15 protein-coding genes are annotated in these 18,817 nt (G+C 46.0%); 14 read left to right on the top strand and 1 reads right to left on the bottom strand.

The window, feature by feature from the left end:
• Window positions 1-6 precede the first annotated feature (6 nt).
• On the bottom strand, window positions 7-3,000 hold the full coding sequence (locus tag CEX98_RS01195; protein ID WP_099640320.1) for a bifunctional diguanylate cyclase/phosphodiesterase: 2,994 nt from the start codon (window positions 2,998-3,000) through the stop codon (window positions 7-9).
• A 428-nt stretch (window positions 3,001-3,428) separates the two neighbouring features.
• Between CEX98_RS01195 and mraZ the strand changes: the two genes are divergently transcribed.
• From mraZ to ftsA, 14 genes are read left to right on the top strand one after another with little or no spacing between them, the layout of a single operon-like run.
• The gene (gene mraZ, locus CEX98_RS01190) at window positions 3,429-3,887 is read left to right on the top strand and encodes a division/cell wall cluster transcriptional repressor MraZ (RefSeq protein ID WP_099640319.1); all 459 of its coding nucleotides are present in this window, start codon (window positions 3,429-3,431) and stop codon (window positions 3,885-3,887) included.
• A 14-nt stretch (window positions 3,888-3,901) separates the two neighbouring features.
• Window positions 3,902-4,834: a 16S rRNA (cytosine(1402)-N(4))-methyltransferase RsmH gene (rsmH, locus tag CEX98_RS01185; RefSeq protein ID WP_099640318.1), complete on the top strand. Its 933-nt coding sequence runs from the start codon at window positions 3,902-3,904 to the stop codon at window positions 4,832-4,834.
• On the top strand, window positions 4,834-5,157 hold the full coding sequence (gene ftsL / locus CEX98_RS01180) for a cell division protein FtsL (RefSeq protein WP_099640317.1): 324 nt from the start codon (window positions 4,834-4,836) through the stop codon (window positions 5,155-5,157). The genes rsmH and ftsL overlap by 1 nt, the downstream gene beginning before the upstream one ends.
• Window positions 5,154-6,968, top strand: coding sequence for a peptidoglycan D,D-transpeptidase FtsI family protein (locus CEX98_RS01175; protein ID WP_099640316.1), 1,815 nt, complete (start codon window positions 5,154-5,156; stop codon window positions 6,966-6,968). The genes ftsL and CEX98_RS01175 overlap by 4 nt, the downstream gene beginning before the upstream one ends.
• Window positions 6,961-8,424 carry a UDP-N-acetylmuramoyl-L-alanyl-D-glutamate--2,6-diaminopimelate ligase gene (locus CEX98_RS01170; protein ID WP_099640315.1) on the top strand — a complete coding sequence of 488 codons (1,464 nt, stop codon included), beginning with the start codon at window positions 6,961-6,963 and terminating at the stop codon, window positions 8,422-8,424. Before CEX98_RS01175 ends, CEX98_RS01170 begins: the two co-directional genes overlap by 8 nt.
• The gene (locus CEX98_RS01165) at window positions 8,421-9,815 is read left to right on the top strand and encodes a UDP-N-acetylmuramoyl-tripeptide--D-alanyl-D-alanine ligase (RefSeq protein ID WP_099640314.1); all 1,395 of its coding nucleotides are present in this window, start codon (window positions 8,421-8,423) and stop codon (window positions 9,813-9,815) included. Before CEX98_RS01170 ends, CEX98_RS01165 begins: the two co-directional genes overlap by 4 nt.
• Window positions 9,809-10,891 (top strand): phospho-N-acetylmuramoyl-pentapeptide-transferase, encoded by a 1,083-nt coding sequence (gene mraY / locus CEX98_RS01160; protein WP_099640313.1) that lies wholly within the window; start codon window positions 9,809-9,811, stop codon window positions 10,889-10,891. Before CEX98_RS01165 ends, mraY begins: the two co-directional genes overlap by 7 nt.
• The gene (gene murD / locus CEX98_RS01155; protein ID WP_099640312.1) at window positions 10,891-12,213 is read left to right on the top strand and encodes a UDP-N-acetylmuramoyl-L-alanine--D-glutamate ligase; all 1,323 of its coding nucleotides are present in this window, start codon (window positions 10,891-10,893) and stop codon (window positions 12,211-12,213) included. Before mraY ends, murD begins: the two co-directional genes overlap by 1 nt.
• Window positions 12,210-13,385, top strand: coding sequence for a cell division protein FtsW (gene ftsW / locus CEX98_RS01150; protein ID WP_099640311.1), 1,176 nt, complete (start codon window positions 12,210-12,212; stop codon window positions 13,383-13,385). Before murD ends, ftsW begins: the two co-directional genes overlap by 4 nt.
• A complete protein-coding gene (gene murG, locus CEX98_RS01145) occupies window positions 13,382-14,449 on the top strand; it encodes an undecaprenyldiphospho-muramoylpentapeptide beta-N-acetylglucosaminyltransferase (protein ID WP_099640310.1) in 1,068 nt (355 codons plus the stop codon). Before ftsW ends, murG begins: the two co-directional genes overlap by 4 nt.
• A gap of 8 nt (window positions 14,450-14,457) precedes the next feature.
• A complete protein-coding gene (murC, locus tag CEX98_RS01140; RefSeq protein ID WP_099640309.1) occupies window positions 14,458-15,891 on the top strand; it encodes a UDP-N-acetylmuramate--L-alanine ligase in 1,434 nt (477 codons plus the stop codon).
• On the top strand, window positions 15,888-16,799 hold the full coding sequence (locus CEX98_RS01135; protein WP_099640308.1) for a D-alanine--D-alanine ligase: 912 nt from the start codon (window positions 15,888-15,890) through the stop codon (window positions 16,797-16,799). The genes murC and CEX98_RS01135 overlap by 4 nt, the downstream gene beginning before the upstream one ends.
• A gap of 1 nt (window position 16,800) precedes the next feature.
• Entirely contained in the window at window positions 16,801-17,586 is a 786-nt protein-coding gene (locus CEX98_RS01130; RefSeq protein ID WP_099640307.1) for a cell division protein FtsQ/DivIB, read from the top strand.
• Entirely contained in the window at window positions 17,583-18,815 is a 1,233-nt protein-coding gene (gene ftsA / locus CEX98_RS01125) for a cell division protein FtsA (RefSeq protein ID WP_099640306.1), read from the top strand. The genes CEX98_RS01130 and ftsA overlap by 4 nt, the downstream gene beginning before the upstream one ends.
• The last annotated feature ends 2 nt before the right edge of the window (window positions 18,816-18,817 follow it).

Here is an 18,817-nt window from a genome sequence, read left to right as displayed (position 1 = left end):
CACAGATTAAGCCACAGCAATGTGGCTTTTTTCTGTCATTAAGACTAAAAACTCGCTTTGTGGCAGTGGCTTTGAGTAATAATAACCTTGACCAAAATCACATCCAGCTTGTTTTAACAGCTGATGCTGAGTTGCGGTTTCAACGCCTTCTGCAATGACTTTTAAGCCAAGGCGATGGGCCATAAGAATAATGGTCTCGCACAGCGTTAAATCATCTGCATTGGTCGCAATCCCGTCAACAAATCGTTTGTCGATTTTTACAAAGTGACAATCTAGCTGCTTAAGGTAAGCCAAAGAAGAGTACCCAGTCCCAAAGTCATCAAGGGCAAACTGGAAGCCCTGTTGCTTTAATCGCTCAACTCGCTGTTTTGTGCGGCTATCATTATGCATCATCATGCCCTCAGTCACTTCCAATACCACCTGTGTTGTTGGTAACTTCAACGTGGTCAGCTTGTCACGCCATGTTGCTAAGGTACAGTTTTTTGCAGCAAACTGCACCGGCGACACATTGATACTAATTTGGGTGTCGTGACCTAAGTGTTTAAGTTGTGACAGAGTGTCTACCGATTGCGCAAAAGCAAAGTCCCCAATGTTATGGATCAACTGGGTTTCTTCTGCAAGCGGAATAAATTCAGCTGGGCTTATCATACCTTGCTCTGGGTGACGCCATCGGATCAAGGCTTCAGCCTTTACTACCTGATTATTAGTCATTGCAACAATGGGTTGATAATGCATTTCGAATTGGTTTTGCTGCAGCGCGGTACGGATCCCTTTAAGCATATGCATTCTGGATTCTGCAACTTTACGTAAGGTATCGTCAAAGATGACATAGCCATTACGACCTTGTTGTTTTGCTCGGTACATGGCTTGATCTGCCGCCTTTAACAAGGATTCAGCACCACTCCCATCATGAGGTGCAATAGCGATCCCAATACTCGCTGTGATGTGGCATTGTTCGTCTTGGATCTCAAATGCTTGCTTTAATGTAGACTGGATCTGAGTGGCTAGGGCCTTACATTGGGTTTTATGCTCATCATTCGGCAGCACAAAAACGAATTCATCTCCGCCAATACGAGATAAAAACGAATGTGGCGCGACGGTTTTCAAGCGCTGTGCGACAGCTTTTAGGAGTAAATCACCGTAATAGTGGCCTAACGTGTCGTTAATGTCTTTGAAGTTGTCGAGATCGAGAAGTAAAACAGCGGTGTGCTGCTGACTGTTTGCGACTTGTTTTTTAAGGTGCTTTTTTAAGCCCACGCGGTTATGTAAGTCGGTTAACTCGTCAAAGTGAGCTTGTTTCCAGATCAAAGCATCTTTTCGTTTTATCTCGGTAATATCGGTGAAGATCGCAACACGACGATAGATTTCACGGTTTTTATCATAGACACTGTCTATAGTTAGCCACTCCGTGTAGAGCTCTCCGTTTTTCTTTCGGTTAACTATCTCACCTTGCCAGCGTCCATGCTCATTGAGCTGTCGCCACATTAATTGATAAAAGCTGCGGTCGTGTTGTCCCGAGCTTAGCATAGAGGTTGACTTGCCCAAGACTTCAGCTTGGGAGTAACCCGTTACCTTGGTAAACGCGAGGTTGACGTCGAGAATAAAGCCATTTGCGTCCGTGATAATCATGCATTCACTGCTGTTGTTATACACCAAGGCCGCGAGGTTTAAGGCTTCCTCTTGATGTTTTCGCTGACTGATATCACGGAATATGAGCAATGCTTGAGGGTGCGACTCAAGCGCACATAAGCGACATTCGATGACTTTGTTGGAGCTTGGAGAAAACTCAAGTTGCACGTAGGTTTTATCGTTTAATAAAGCAAGCTCTGCACGAATACGCTTGTAGATATGCTCCGGTAAAAGCTCTCTAAGTGTCAGGGAGTTATTGGTATATTCACCATAGCGCGATAAGATTTGCGCATGTTTATCTAGGCGCACATAGCTGTCAGGTAGCGCATTCACCAATGCCCTTACCACGGCCAATCTGTGATTTGCATTATCTTCAGCTGCTAAGCGAGTTTGTGCCATATGAGCAAAACGCTCGGCGATATGCTCAAATTCACTCGGGACTTTAGCGGCATCTAGAGTCGAGTCCTGTTTGCCCGACTCAAGTTTAGTGATAGCGCGCCTTAATGTGCCTAACGGTTTCAATAGCTGCTGTTTAAGCTGCCAATGTGTTTGCCAAAACAACACAAAAACCATGCTGAAGAACACACCTAAAAATAGTATAAAACGTTGATCTATGGTGCTTAACTGAGATTCAAAATCAAAACTGAAGTAGATTTGCAGCGCACCATTACTGTTGTTGAGCGGCTGTTTAACATACACCAAGCGGTTCCCTTGCGGCGTCTTCATTAAGGTTGCTTGTTCCGTCAGTCCGCTTGGCCAAGTACTATTTACTACTCGGCCAAGCTCAGATTTTGAAGCTGGGTACTCTGCAATTATCTGCTCCTTGGCATCGGCAATCATCACTCGAGTACCCACTGGCAGAGGCAGTTTTGCCAGTGTTTGGCTCCAGTGCGTTAGCCCTTTAACGGCAACGAGCATAAATAAGAACTGTTGTTGTTCGTTGTAGATAGGCAAGGCAAAATTGACGGTTGCGCGCTGCATACTGCGATCAATTTGATAATCTCCAACACTGAATTTGGCGGTTCGCATTGCGGCTTGAAAATAGCCTCGATCGGCAATATTGATTGCACCTTGTCCCGCTTGATGAGTGGTGCACAGGACGTTTCCTTGGGCATCGACAATACCAAGGTTAGCGAGATGTGGGCTGAGTAACATAGCGTGGTACAGCAGGGGCGGGCAATTACCGTCGTCTACGGTAAGATGATCAATACGCGTCGACAGCTGTTGCAGCACAAGTTCAGTGTCTGCCAGTTCCACCTGTTGGATAGCCGCAACTTGCTTAGCATAGTGCAGGGCTTGTTGTGACTGTTGTGTTAATGCCTGTTGGCGTTGCTCACATAATAGAAATAAAATAATGATCAGACATGGCAAGCAAAGCAGAACTAGTAAGCGATAAAATCGAAACTGTATTGAAGATTTCAGAATAATCCCACCTTTGGAGCTGATCAGAGAGCGCGAATGATACCGAATCAATGGGGTACAACCAAGCGAATTTGCATAAATAATTCACTGTTTTTCGGTCTATCGCGAGTGAATGACGAACACGAATTTTTAATTTCTAATTTGAAAGTATTAAGTGATTATCCAGTCAAAAAACTGAGCTATTTTCATCTCTCCACTTTTTTCCACCAAATTCATGATCTTCCACAAATCCCGCGATTTTTCTGGCTTTCAAAGGCGTTAAAGGTGCCGACTTAGCTTGACAAAAGTGCTTGTCAAGCCCTAGACTGTTCTTCTGTGGTAAAAAGTGGGTTTTAGTGGATCAAACTGGATCAACCAACTTATAAATAGGATCACGCATGTTTCGAGGTGCAAGTTCGCTAGCTTTGGATGACAAAGGGCGTTTTGCGGTACCAACTAAGTACCGTCAACCGCTGCTGTCTGAAGAACAGGGAACGGTCATTTGCACTATTGCGATCAACGAACCATGTTTGTGGCTTTACCCACTCACCGAATGGCTAGAAATTGAGACCAAACTAAGTCGCATCTCTAACACCAATCCCAGAGTGAGACGCTGGCAGCGAATGTTGCTAGGTCATGCTACAGAATACCAACTAGATAAAAACGGTCGGATCTTACTGGCGCCTTCATTGCGCTCTCATGCGCAGCTCGGCAAAAAGATCATGTTAGTTGGCTTACTCAACAAATTTGAAATCTGGGATGAAGAACGCTGGTATCAGCAAATGCAAGCTGATACCCAAATTGAACACTCAGGAAACTTTGAGGAAAGCCCTGAACTGGAAAACTTTTCCTTGTAGGGGTAAACGAATTAATGAGCGAAGAGTTTAAGCATATTTCGGTACTAATGACCGAAACCCTAGATGCCCTAGCAATAAATCCTGAAGGTATTTATATCGACGGGACATTTGGTCGTGGTGGGCACTCAGGTGAAATCCTCAAACGATTATCGACTGGGCGTTTACAAGCGATAGACCAAGATCCACAAGCCATCAAAGCCGCTGAGAAGTTTGCTGACGATACGCGTTTTTCTATCGCCCGTAATCGCTTTTCACAGATTAAATCGGTTGCTGAGCAAGCGGGTATTTTAGGTCAGGTTGATGGCATCTTGTTAGATATTGGTGTGTCTTCACCTCAACTTGATGATGCTGACCGTGGCTTTAGTTTTATGAAAGACGGCCCACTTGATATGCGTATGGACCCAGATTCTGGTCGCAGTGCTGCGCAGTGGTTAGCGGAAGCCGAATTAGAAGAAATGGTGTTTGTGATCAAAAAGTATGGCGAAGAAAAATTTGCGACGCGTATTGCTCGTAAAATTATCGAAACCCGTGAGCACACTACTATCACCACAACAGCGCAATTGGCGCAATTAATCGACGATGCAGTGCCGGTAAAAGACAAGCACAAACATCCGGCAACTCGTACATTTCAAGCGATCCGTATTTATATCAACAGTGAACTGGAAGAAATTCAAACGGCATTACAAGCATCTTTAGAAGTATTGAAACCAGGTGGTCGTCTCGTGGTGATCTCGTTTCATTCGTTAGAAGATCGCATTGTGAAGCAGTTTATTAAAAAGCAGAGTAAGGGAGAGGCGATACCCAGAGGTCTGCCTTTAACGGATGAACAACTTAAACAAAATCTCACCTTAAAGGCAGTGGGTAAAGCCATTAAGCCAAGCGACGAAGAGATTGCACAAAATCCGCGTTCGCGAAGCTCAGTATTAAGAGTGGCGGAGAAGCTCTAATGAACGCCAGCAAGCAGCGTCAACCCAATCTGTTTGTCGAAATTGGACATTATTTAATTTCCAATAAGTTGACGGCTTTCTTGCTCTTGACGATCTTAATTTCGGCGCTGTCTGTCGTGCAGATCACCCATTTAACCAGGCAGCAACTAATACTGCAAGATGAGTTATTACAGCAGCGCGATGAACTCGATTTGCAGTGGCGTTACCTTGTTGTAGAAGAAGAGTTTTACTCACAGCACGCCAGAATCGAAGAAATTGCAAAAATGCAGTTAGAGATGCAACGTCCAACCAGTAAAGATGAACAGGTGATTGTGCTGCCATGAATAAACCTAAGCAAAAAACTCAATCCATTATTACCTGGCGCTTTGCATTGGTGTGCGGTGTGATGCTCACGGTATTTATGACGTTAGTCGCACGTGCAGCTTTCCTCCAAGTTATTGAACCCGATAAAGCAATAGAAGAAAACGAAAAGCGTACTGTACGTGTTGAAAAGCTCAACGTGCAGCGGGGAATGATCTTCGACCGCAACGGCAAAGAGCTGGCGGTGAGTGTTCCTGTGGTCAGCGTCTATGCAGATCCGTTAGCCATTGATAAAGCCTTAGCCAAAAAGGTGTTGCGTAGGGCACGCAAAGAAGGCGAAGATTACAAAGCACTAGAGAAAAACGCTGCCGAGCTGAGCAAACGTAAACAAGCTTGGTACGATGATGAGCTCAGGTGGAAAGAGCTTGCGGATGTGCTCAGACTCAAACCAGAGAATGTCGATGAACGGCTTCGGGGAGACCCAAGCCGTCGTTTTGTCTATTTGAAACGCCAAGTCACCGCGGTTGTTGCCAACTATATTCGTCAAATGCGCCTTCCTGGGGTTCACTTACTTGATGAGTCTAAACGTTTTTATCCCAGTGGCGAAGTAACTGCACACATGATCGGTGTAACCAACATTGATGGTAAAGGGATTGAAGGCGTAGAGCGTATGTTTGATTCGGCCCTGACGGGGACAGCGGGTCAACGTACCATTCGTAAAGACGCACAAGGCCGAGAGGTTCAAGTACTTTCAGAAGAGCAGCGGGTCGAACCTGAAGATGTCTATCTCAGCATTGACCTTCGGATCCAAGCCATCGCCTATCGAGCGTTAAAGTCAGCAGTATTAAGCTACAAAGCGACTTCTGGGTCGGCAATGGTTGTTGATGTTCATACCGGTGAAATTTTAGCTTTGGTGAATAGTCCAAGCTTCAACCCTAACGACTTGAGCACCGCAGCACCATATAAGCGCCGTAATCGTGCCATGACTGATTTGTTTGAGCCAGGCTCAACGCTGAAACCACTAGCGATACTCGCAGGTTTACACTATGGCGCAGTGAAGGCGACAGACACCATAGACACTTACCCAGGCTGGATGAACTTAAGCGGCGGGTTGGTGAAAGATACGCGTAACAATGGTGAGCTAAGCCTTAGAGAGATCCTCAAGATTTCCAGCAATATGGGGGTTGCCAAGATCTCGCAAATGATACCGAAAGAAGCATTTATAAACCTTTATCAGCAGGTTGGGTTTGGCGAGCCAACAGGCTCTCATATGATTGGCGAAAGCGCGGGGTTATTTTATCCAAACCGCCGTTGGTCTAACTTTGAAATTGCGACTTTGTCTTATGGCTATGCGGTGTCGGTGAGCACAGCGCAAATGGCAAGACTGTATGCGATGTTTGGTGCAGGCGGCATCTTGCGACCGCTAACGATAGTTAAACAAGACGAAGTACCAGAAGGTCGACGTATTTTTAGTGAGCGAGACACGCACGCTGTTGTAGAAATGATGGAATCGGTATTTGAGCGCGGCGGCACGGCTCATAACGTTAAGGTTGATGGTTATCGTGCTGCAGGTAAAACCGGTACTTCAGAAAAAGCGGTAGCAGGTGGTTATGGTGATGAATACGTAGGCTACTTTGCCGGCGTAGCACCGGTGAGCGACCCAAGACTGGCAGTGGTGGTGATGGTGAATGAGCCCGCTGGTGATGTATATTACGGCGGTCAAACTGCAGGCCCTGCATTTGCTGAAATCATGTCAAATGCATTACGAATTTTAAATGTGGCGCCAGATAAAGAACGCGTTGCCTATATCTCGGGAGCGGATAACGATGCGTGATCTGGCTCAAGTACTAAGTGACTTTGGGGTAACGATTGCTTCACTTGAAGTAGAAAACCTACGAATAGACAGCCGTGCTATCGAACCGGGTGATTGTTTTGTTGCCTTGCAAGGCCATACGCAAAATGGTGCTAAATATGCAGCCAGTGCACTTGCACAGGGCGCTAAGTGCGTATTAGCCGAAACGGGAAGCGAGCTTAACGCACCACCAGAGCAGGTTATTTTCATCGATAACCTTGCTGAGAAAGTAGCGGCTATTGCAGCCAAATTTTATTGTTACCCTAGTAAGAAGTTGAAGTTAACTGGAGTGACAGGCACTAATGGCAAGTCCACAACAACAGCCATGATTGCCAATTTAGCGACCCTAGTTGGTGGTGCTGGAGCCGTGATAGGCACGCTAGGCTATGGTCAGCCTGAGGCACTTATTCCACTAGAAAATACCACCCCATCGAATGTAGATTTACAACGTATTTTAGCGTGCTTGAACCGCGACTATAAGCAAGTCGCGATGGAAGTGTCTTCACATGGTTTAGTACAAGGCCGTGTTGATGAATGTGATTTTGATGTCGCTGTATTTACTAACTTGTCCCGTGACCACCTTGACTATCATGGCGATATGGACAGCTACGCTGAAGCTAAGCGGTTATTATTCACGCGCTGTGCGCCTAACTACAAAGTGATTAACTTAGATGATGAAGTTGGGGCAAGCTGGGCGCAAACCTTTGACGATGAGACGTTGGTAGTTTACGGGCGTTGGCATGCTGAGCATAGGTTCGAGCAATTTGTGTTTTTTGATGCCGTGTCGGCACATCCTAATGGCTTAACAGCGATGTTAAAAACCAGTTGGGGTGAATGTGAAGTCAACGTGCCGCTGTACGGTGAATTTAACCTTTATAACTTAGCAGCTGCCTTTGCCACGTTATTGATCCAAGGGGAGAGCCTTGAATCGCTGGCACAAGCGTGTTCTAAGCTTTCTCCCGTTGCCGGGCGGATGCAGCCTTTTAGCGCTCCAGAACAGCCCACTTGTATTGTTGACTATGCTCACACACCCGATGCGCTAGCCCTAGCGCTACAAGCGTTGAGACAACACGTACCTGGTGAACTTATTTGCGTGTTTGGTTGTGGCGGTGATAGAGACAAAGGTAAACGGCCTGAGATGGCCCGTGCGGCGGAAAAGTTTGCGGATAAGCTAGTGATCACCAGTGATAATCCGCGCAGTGAAGATCCTAATTTAATCATTGATGACGTTAAGGCAGGACTCATCCACTCTGAGTATGCTGTCTGCCAGCCTGACAGAGGGTTGGCCATTCAACACGCAATAGACCTTGCTGACGAAAACAGTGTGGTGTTGATTGCGGGGAAAGGTCATGAAGATTATCAGATTATAGGTACTGAACGCATTGATTTTTGCGATAGACAATGCGTTGCAGCGATTTTAAAAGGGGAAAAGGCATGATCAAGATGGATTTCTCTTGGCTTGCAGCAGTCTTAACAACCCCTTACGACGGGGAGAATTTGGCAGTCGCCAATATAAATACTGACACCAGAACCATTCAACCTGGAGAAGTATTCTTAGCGCTTAAAGGGCCTAATTTTGACGGTCATCGCTTTTTAGCCGTTGCGAAAGAACGTGGGGCAATTGCAGCCATCGTATCTAGTCGTGACGAAGACATTGATTTAGTGCAATTTGTGGTAGATGACACCCGCATTGCTTTGGGGCAAATTGGTAAGGCAGTTATTGATATTGTAGCACCAAAAACCATTGCCATCACGGGGAGTGTTGGTAAAACCACAGTAAAAGAAATGTGCGCAGCCATTTTAGCGCAAAAGGGTAAAGTACTGGCGACCAAAGGTAACTTTAATAATGATATTGGTGTGCCTCTGACACTATTACGTTTAAGCGAAGATGACCAATATGCAGTGGTTGAGTTAGGTGCTAACCATTTAGGTGAAATCGCCTACACAACTGCGCTGGTAAGCCCTGATGTTGCAACTGTATGTAATGTTGCCCCAGCGCATATCGAAGGGTTTGGTTCTATCGATGGTGTTGGTAAAGCAAAAGGAGAGATCTTCTCAGGTCTTAAAGCGGACGGTGTTGCAGTGATCAACGCCGATAGTGATTATGCCCAAATGTGGCAAGAAAATCTTACCGTTACAAACATGAAACGCTACAGTTTGCAGGAGTCGCTGGATACTTGGGTGGAAGATGTTGAATTAGACGAGTTAGCGCGTCCATCATTTACCTTATGCCGAGGTACACAGCGTGCTAGTGTGAGTTTGCCGCTATCTGGACAGCATAATGTGGGCAATGCACTTATTGCTGCGGCGCTCACCACTGAATTGGGAGCAAGCCTTGCAGAGGTAGCATCTGGTCTTGCACAGATGAGTGAAGTGAAAGGCAGAGTCAACATGATCCAAGTGTCAGACACGCTCCGAGTGGTAGATGACACTTATAATGCCAATGTTAAATCTGTGAATGCAGCAATTGATTTACTCGCTTCTATGTCTGGCTATAAGGTACTGGCCCTTGGCGATATGGCAGAGCTTGGTGAAGATGCCCGTGAATACCACCGTGAAGTGGGCGAGTACGCTAAACAACAGGGTATTGATGAGCTGTTTTCTTTGGGGGTTTTGAGCAGTAGTGCGAGCAATGTGTTTGAAAAACCAAACCGTCACTTCTCTACCAGAGAAAACCTGCTAAAGGCGTTAAAGGTTGTGTTGGCTGAGCAATCAGGCCAGTGCACCGTTATTGTAAAAGGATCACGTAGTGCGCGGATGGAATTGCTGGTTGAAGAATTAGTAAACGCTGGCCAGTCGGATAGCGAGACAGGAGAAGTAACATGTTAGTTTGGCTAGCCGAGTATCTCACCCAATATTACTCTGGGTTTAACGTATTTTCATACCTTACGCTTAGAGCAATTTTAGGCATTTTAACTGCCTTAATGATTTCATTGTATTTTGGTCCAAAGCTGATTGCAGCGTTACAGCGCATGCAAATTGGTCAAACCGTACGAGATGATGGCCCTGAGTCTCACCTTTCTAAATCCGGTACGCCTACGATGGGCGGGATTTTGATCCTCGCGGCAATTTTCACTAGTACACTGCTATGGGGAGATCTGAGTAACAAGTACGTTTGGGTTACGCTATTTGTTATTGGTAGCTTAGGTATTGTTGGCTTTGTTGACGACTATCGTAAGGTGATCAGAAAAGACAGCAAAGGTCTAATCGCTCGTTGGAAGTACTTTTGGCAGTCGGTGATTGCGATTTCAACCGCGGCATTTTTATATTTTACCTCTACCAACGCAGCAGAGACCACTCTAGTAGTGCCGTTTTTAAAAGATGTATTACCACAACTTGGCCTGTTCTATTTAGTGATGAGCTACTTTGTGATTGTAGGTACATCAAACGCAGTTAATCTTACCGATGGGTTGGATGGATTGGCGATTGTGCCGACCATTTTAGTGGCGTCAGCACTTGCCATCATTGCTTATGTAACTGGTAACGCTAACTTCTCAAGTTATCTTCATATTCCGCACTTACCACTGACCAGTGAGTTAGTGGTGGTATGTACTGCCATTGTTGGGGCAGGACTTGGCTTTTTATGGTTCAACACCTATCCCGCACAAGTGTTTATGGGAGATGTAGGTTCCCTAGCGCTTGGTGGCGCACTTGGCATTATTGCTATTTTGGTGCGTCAAGAATTGGTACTGTTGATCATGGGAGGCGTGTTTGTAATGGAGGCTCTGTCGGTTATCTTACAGGTCGGTTCATACAAGCTGCGCGGACAGCGGATCTTTAGAATGGCGCCTATTCACCATCATTACGAATTAAAAGGATGGCCGGAACCACGAGTGATCGTCCGCTTTTGGATCATCTCAATCATCTTGGTTTTGGCAGGTCTTGCAACGTTGAAGATTAGATAATGACGTATATTGAGCAATTACAAAAAATGCATGTCACGGTACTGGGGCTTGGTGTCACCGGGCAGGGGATTGTGCGTTTTTTGCTTTCTCACGGTATTAATCCAAAAGTGGTTGATAGCCGTCCTGTGCCGCCTGGCGCGGATTGGTTGAATCACAGCGCACCTGAATGTGAAGCGGTATTTGGCAATCTTGCCGATGCCGCTTTGGCGCAAACTGATCTCATCATTATTAGTCCTGGGATCCCACTTTTTGAGCAAAGTGTTGCGGAAGCCATAGCACAAGGCGTTGAAGTAATTGGGGATATTGAGCTTTTCGCGCGGCTAAATACTCGTCCCGTCATTGCTGTAACGGGCTCAAATGGAAAATCAACGGTCGTCAGTTTAGCCACTGAAGTGCTCAAAGCGGCAGGGTTAAAAGTTGGGCTGGGCGGTAATATTGGCACTTCCGTGTTGTCATTGCTTGAGCAACCCTACGATGTTTATGTGCTGGAGCTGTCAAGCTTCCAGTTAGAAACAACCCATAGCCTTGCTTGTTTATCCGCGATGATCCTCAATATTACTGAGGATCACATGGACCGTTACCCAGACTTCCAAGCGTATATCAAGGCAAAGCAACGCATTTATCAGCATGTTGAGCATGTTGTATTTAACGCCGAAGATAAGCATACCTTTGCTCAGCATGGTCAAGGCAGCAGTGTGTCGCTTACTGAAGGTGATTACCATTTGATGAATGTTGCAGGCGAGCCCTATTTTGCTCACCAGCAAAACCCGCTATTACCGGTCAGTACATTGACTATGGTAGGTAAGCACAACCAGTTTAATGCACTGGCTGTATTGGCTCTACTTTCACCGATGCAGATCGCGATGACTGCATTTGCTCAGGCATTTTCTAGCTTTACTGGGTTACCACATCGCTGTCAGTTGGTCGCCGATGTTGCTGGAGTCCGTTATTTTAATGACTCTAAAGCAACGAATGTTGGGTCAACGGTCGCCGCTATTGAATCTTTAGCGACGGATAAAAAGAACATTATTTTGATTGTTGGCGGTGATGCCAAAGGAGCTGATCTTACGCCGCTAAAAGCGCCGCTGAGTGCACACTGTAAGGCGCTATTCTGCTTTGGACAGGATGGCGAGCAGTTTATGCCTTTATTAAGGAACAGCCATCGGGTTAATAGTTTAACTGAAGCCGTGTTGGCTGCTAAAACTATTGCCACCAATGGTGACATTGTATTGCTAGCGCCCGCTTGTGCCAGTATCGACATGTATCCGAATTACATGGCGCGGGGGGATGAGTTCGTCCGTTTGGTGGAGGAACACGCTTGATTAATGTTGCGAACATCACAGAGGCGTTGACGCCTCGCCAGTCCGAAAGCTTATTTGACGTGCCGTTAATGTACTGCATGTTGATGCTTATTGGAGTGGGGTTCGTGATGGTGACAAGTGCTTCTATGCCGGTTGCAGAGCGGTTATTCGACAATCCTCTGCACTTTACTATCCGTCATCTGATCTTCTTGGTAGGTGCATTTATTCTGTTTTGGTTCGCCACCAATATTCCGATGACATGGTGGAAACGTAGTAATCCATATTTGCTGCTTTTTGGTTTGGTATTGTTAGTGGCGGTACTGATTATTGGCCGAGAAGTGAATGGTGCAAGGCGCTGGATCCCGCTAGGGCCTTTTGGCCTTCAGGTTGCAGAAGCATCTAAACTGTTCTTCTTTAGTTATATTGCAGGCTATTTGGTACGTAAGCGCGAGGAAGTACAAGAAAACATTAAGGGGTTCGCAAAACCTATGGTGGTGTTTGCAGCCTATGCGTTTTTAATTTTGATGCAGCCTGACTTAGGAACCGTTGTCGTGATGTTCGTGACAACCGTGGGGCTGTTGTTTTTAGCTGGCGCAAAGCTTTGGCAATTCTTTACCTTAATGCTAACTGGGGTTTCTTTGGTTGTGCTGCTGATTATTATTGAGCCTTACCGAATGAAACGTGTGGTGGGCTTTTTAAACCCTTGGGAAGATCCATTTGGCGCGGGCTATCAATTAGTCCAGTCATTGATGGCATATGGTCAAGGTGGCTGGTTCGGTCAAGGTTTAGGCAACAGCATTCAAAAATTACAGTATTTGCCTGAGGCACATAATGACTTTATTTTTGCGGTAATTGCTGAAGAGCTCGGTTTTATTGGGGTGTTTAGCATCATTATTTTATTGGGCGTGTTAGTCACTCGGGCACTATTTATCGGCCAAAAGGCGTTGAAAGCCAACAAAGAATATGAAGGATACTTTGCGCTTGGTATTGGTATTTGGTTCGCGTTTCAAGCGGTTGTGAATATTGGCGCCAGTGCAGGTATTTTGCCAACAAAAGGTCTCACGCTGCCGTTTGTGTCTTATGGTGGGTCAAGTCTATGGGTCATGACAATCGCGGCTGGTATTCTACAGCGCATTGATTTTGAAACTAAAATGTCTACAAGACAAGCAACATCCCGTGGAGGTAGACGATGACAAAGCGTCTTCTAGTGGTCGCGGGCGGTACAGGTGGGCATATATTCCCAGGTATTGCAGTGGCTCAGTTTTTACAGCAACAGGCTTGGCAAGTCAGTTGGGTGGGTACTGCCGATAGAATGGAAGCCGATGTAGTGCCTCGTTACGGTTTCGAAATAGATTTTATTGCGATGAAAGGGGTTCGTGGTAATGGCATTAAACGCCTAGTTACCGCGCCATTTATGGTGATAACCGCGATACTTGCGGCTAAACGCATACTTAAGCAACGTAAACCCGATGTCGTGTTGGCAATGGGAGGATACGTCACCGGTCCTGTTGGCGTAGCGGCAAAGCTGCTTGGGATCCCTTTGGTTATCCACGAACAAAATGCCGTTGCAGGCATGAGCAACAAGCTACTGGCCAAAATTGCCAACAAAGTATTGGCTGGGTTTCCGGGGGCATTTAGTGAAGAGCTTGCCGACGTGGTGGGCAATCCGGTTAGAGCCAGTGTGGCAGAAATCACCGAGAAGTCGCCTTCGGTGCCACTGAATATACTCATTGTAGGTGGCTCGCTCGGCGCAAAAGCACTCAATGACGTGGTGCCTGAAGGGCTGATGAAGTTGCAGCAACAAGCTGGTAATTTATCGCTGGCAGTTCGTCATCAAAGTGGCAAAAATAACCATCATGATGTGCAGCAGCGCTATGAAAATGCCGGTGTTAATGCTGAGGTCAGCGAGTTCATTCATGATATGGACGCCGCATACGCTTGGTCAGATATTGTCATTTGCCGTGCAGGTGCGTTAACCGTGAGTGAAATTGCGGCTGCTGGGAAAATGGCAATTTTTGTGCCGTTCCCCCATGCTGTTGACGACCATCAAACAGCCAATGCTCAGTTTTTGGTCTCAGCCGGTGCTGCACAGTTAGTTCAGCAATCAGCCTTGAATGCTGAAGCTCTCATGCAGATGCTACTGCCGTTAGTGACTGAGCCGCAAAAAATTGCACAGATGGCAACTAAAGCGAGACAATGCGGTAAGTCGGAGGCAACGGCTAAAGTTGCCCAAGTTTGTACAGAATTATCGAATTAGGATTTTAAATGGAAGCTTCAAGCAGAAGAGCAATGCGACGTATCAACACCATCCATTTTATTGGAATTGGTGGTGCAGGTATGGGTGGCATTGCGGAAGTACTGGCCTTTGAAGGTTACCGAATTACCGGCTCTGACATTGCCAAAAGCGCGATGACCGAACGTTTAAGTAACATGGGGGCGGAGATTTTTATCGGCCACCAAGCAGAAAATGTAAAAACCGCTGATGTGGTTGTGGTATCTAGTGCCATCAATGAGCAAAACCCAGAGATCCAAACAGCCAAAGCAAATCGAACACCGATAGTGCGTCGCGCGGAAATGCTCGCAGAGCTGATGCGTTTTCGTCATGGTATTGCGGTGGCAGGAACCCACGGGAAAACCACAACGACGAGTTTGATTGCCAGCATTTTCGCTAAAGCGGAGCTAGATCCAACCTTTATTATCGGTGGTCTATTAAATAGTGCTGGTAGTAACGCCAAAGTAGGAAGTAGCGAGTATCTGATAGCGGAAGCGGACGAAAGCGACGCCTCATTTTTGCACTTGCAGCCTATGGTGTCGGTGGTGACGAACATCGAAGAAGATCATATGGATACTTACGACGGTGACTTTGAAAAAATGAAAGACACCTATATCGAGTTTATCCATAACTTACCGTTTTATGGCCTAGCGGTGGTATGTATTGATTCACCAGTGGTCAGAGAGTTATTGCCACGTTTTGCAAGACCAACGATCACTTATGGCGAAGCCAATGATGCGGATTATCAATTGCTGGACTTCAAACAAACGCAAAGTGAGTCGCATTTTAAAGTCAGAACTAAAGACGGTGAAGTACTTGAAGTAACGTTGAATATGCCCGGCAAGCACAACGCGCTGAATGCGGTAGCGTCGATTGCAGTTGCCAAAGATCACAACATTGAAAATGAGGCGATTTATCAAGCACTGGCGAGTTTTGAAGGTGTAGGCCGTCGTTTTCAGCATTATGGTGCATTCAGCAATGAAGTAGGTGAGGTGATGCTGGTTGATGACTATGGACACCACCCATCTGAAGTCGCGATGACAATTGAAGCTGCAAAATCAGGTTGGCCAGATAAGCGCTTGGTTATGATTTATCAACCACACCGTTACAGCCGTACGCGAGACTTATATGAAGATTTCGTAAAAGTGCTGTGTGATGTTGATAAACTACTGCTGTTAGATGTATATAGTGCAGGCGAAGCACCTATTGTTGGTGCTGACAGTAAAAGTTTGTGTCGCAGCCTACGTCAACGTGGTGTTGAACCCATTCATATTAGCGACCATGCAGAGCTTGCTAAGGTATTGGCAACTACGTTGCAAGATGGTGATTTAGTGTTGACGCAAGGGGCGGGGAATATCGGCCAAATCGTTAAGCAGTTAGCCGCAACTGGGCTATCTATTGAGCAGTTAAAACAGAGTAAGTTATGAGCAGTCAGTTTGGAAAAGTAGCCGTATTACTTGGCGGTAGTTCAGCAGAGCGTGAGGTTTCGCTTAAATCTGGTCATGCAGTATTGAATGCTTTTATTAGCCAAGGCGTTGATGCGATTGCTTTTGATCCGGCAGAGCGCAATTTGTGGGAACTAAAAGACCTAGGTGTTGAGCGCGTATTCATTGCACTGCACGGTCGTGGTGGTGAAGATGGCACCATTCAAGGGGCGCTTGAGTTTATGGGGATCCCCTATACAGGTAGTGGTGTATTAGGTAGCGCGTTGGCGATGGATAAAGTGCGCTGTAAACACTTATTTCAATCGGCCAAATTAAGCACCGCGCCTTATGCCGTTGTCAGCAAAGAAGCGGGATTTGATGCTAAGGCATTAATAACCCAATTTGGCAAAGTGATGGTTAAGCCTAGTCATGAAGGCTCAAGTATCGGCATGGCACAAGCAGATAGCGAAGAAAGCCTAACTGAGGCGTTAAATAATGCATTTAAGTTTGACGATCAGGTTTTGGTTGAGCAATGGATCACCGGTCGTGAATTCACAGTGTCTATGTTAGGCAAAGATGCGCTCCCTGTTATTGAAATGCGTACACCACGTGGTTTTTACGATTATGAAGCCAAGTATCAGGTTAATAGTACTCAGTACTATTGCCCAGCGGACATTAGCGCAGCGCATACTGAACAACTGCAAGTGATGGCAAAACATGCTTTTGAATTAGTTGGCGCGACTGGCTGGGGTCGAGTTGATGCCATGCAAGATGAGCAGGGACACTTCTATTTATTGGAGGTGAATACTGTCCCTGGGATGACTGAAAAGTCCTTGGTGCCAATGGCTGCAAAAGCAACGGGTGTAAGTTTTGAACAATTAGTTGTTCGCATTTTGGAGCAAACCCTTTAATATGCGAACATTTTTGGCAAGGGTGAAGGCTATTAGTTCGAAAGTGAACTGGCCCCTTTTTTGGGGACTTACCTTCTTCTTTGCAGTTATTTTTACTTTAGTGAGAGGAACATACTGGGTTAGCGATTGGTTAGTTGCACATCATGATGCACAAATTAAAACGCTAAAGGTGCTCGGTAAGCCTTATTTCACCAGTGAAGATGATATTGTCGCGGCGATAAAAACCGCAGACTTGAATAGTTTTTTTAAGCTGGATGTAAAAGCCGTTCATGAGGCAGTCAAGTCACTGCCTTGGATTGCGACCGTTTCAGTGAGAAAGCAATGGCCGGATACACTGCAGGTATATGTTGTGGAACATAAGCCGGTTGCGCATTGGAATAGTGATTTGCTGTTAAATAATGATGGTGAAGTATTTCAAGCAATAAGTAACAAGTTACCCGAAGGCCTGCCTGAACTGTATGGTCCGGAGGGGAGTGCTGAAGAAGCATGGCACACATTTAAGCAGTTTAGAGCCCTGCTGGCCGTGAATCAGTTTACGTTAGAGAGTTTAGCGCTTTCTGAACGGTTTGCTTGGCAGTTGTGGTTGGATAACGGGATCCGCTTAAATTTGGGGCGTGAAGATAAAGCCAAGCGAGTACAGCGCTTTATTGATGTCTACCCTCGTATGGAGCGCCCTGAAGGTAAAGTGATCGACGTGATTGATTTGCGGTACGACACGGGACTGGCAGTGAGTTGGAAAGAACCCGCTGCACAGAAAGAACAACAAAATAACAAGAGTGAAGCATGACAAAGTCGGCAGAAAGAAACTTAGTGATTGGATTGGATGTAGGCACATCAAAGGTCGTCGCCACAGTTGGGGAGATCACTGTGGACAATCAACTTAGTATTGTCGGTGTTGGACGCCAAGATTCTCACGGGATGGATAAAGGCGGGGTCAATGATTTAGACCTAGTTTCTGAGTCTATCAAGCGTGCTTTAGACGAAGCTGAGTTGATGGCTGATTGTCGAATTAGTTCTGTGTATCTAGGTATTTCAGGCAAACATATTCAATGCCAAAATGAAAGCGGCGTAGTAGCAATCAATAACGCCGAAGTGACAGACGATGATATTGCTAACGTGATCCACATCGCTCGCTCAGTACCTATGTCAGCTGAGCGCAAAATGCTGCACTCATTGCCCCAAGAATATAGCATTGACATGCAGGAGGGAATTAAAAACCCACTTGGCATGAGTGGTGTTCGAATGGAGGCAAAGGCCCATATTATTACGTGTTCAAATGATATGGCCAAGAATATTGAAAAGTGTGTTGAACGCTGTGGCTTACAAGTGGATCAACTGACGTTTAATGCGCTGGCATCTTGTTACTCGGTATTGACCGCAGATGAAAAAGAGCTGGGTGTTGCGGTGTTAGATATTGGCGGCGGCACCATGGATATCGCGATTTATGTGAATGGTGCTCTGCGTCATACTGCTGTTATTCCAGTTGCTGGAAACCAAGTTACTGGGGATATTGCAAAAATATTTAGAACGCCTATTTCGCATGCCGAGTCCTTGAAAGTACAATATGCCTTCGCATCGAGCCAAATGGCATCCAGCGAAGAAACTATTGAAGTTCCAAGCGTAGGTGGACGACCTGCACGGGTAATGTCTCGTCATACATTATCTGAAGTCGTTGAGCCCAGATTTAGAGAGCTATTTGAACTGGCACAAGAAGAGATTCGCCGTTCAGGCTTTGAAGATCAAATAGCCGCAGGTCTTGTGATCACCGGCGGTAGCGCCAAAATGCAAGGCGCACAGGAAGTAGCTGAAGATATATTCCAAATGCCAGTCAGAATAGGTAAGCCGATTGGTATTAAAGGACTAACAGATTATGTGGATGACCCTGCATATGCAACAGCGGTAGGTTTGTTACAATATGGCCGAACGCTGCAATCGATGAATGCACAGAAGTCGAAAGCAGATGCAGAGGGGAGTTGGTGGAACCGTGTTACAAAGTGGTTCCAAGGCGAGTTTTAAAA

It is taken from the genome of Pseudoalteromonas piscicida (genome assembly GCF_002744175.1).
In the GTDB taxonomy this organism is placed as follows: Bacteria; Pseudomonadota; Gammaproteobacteria; order Enterobacterales; family Alteromonadaceae; genus Pseudoalteromonas; species Pseudoalteromonas piscicida_B.
The sequence above is the reverse complement of the archived record's forward strand: the minus strand, read 5'-3'. Positions and strand labels throughout refer to the sequence as shown.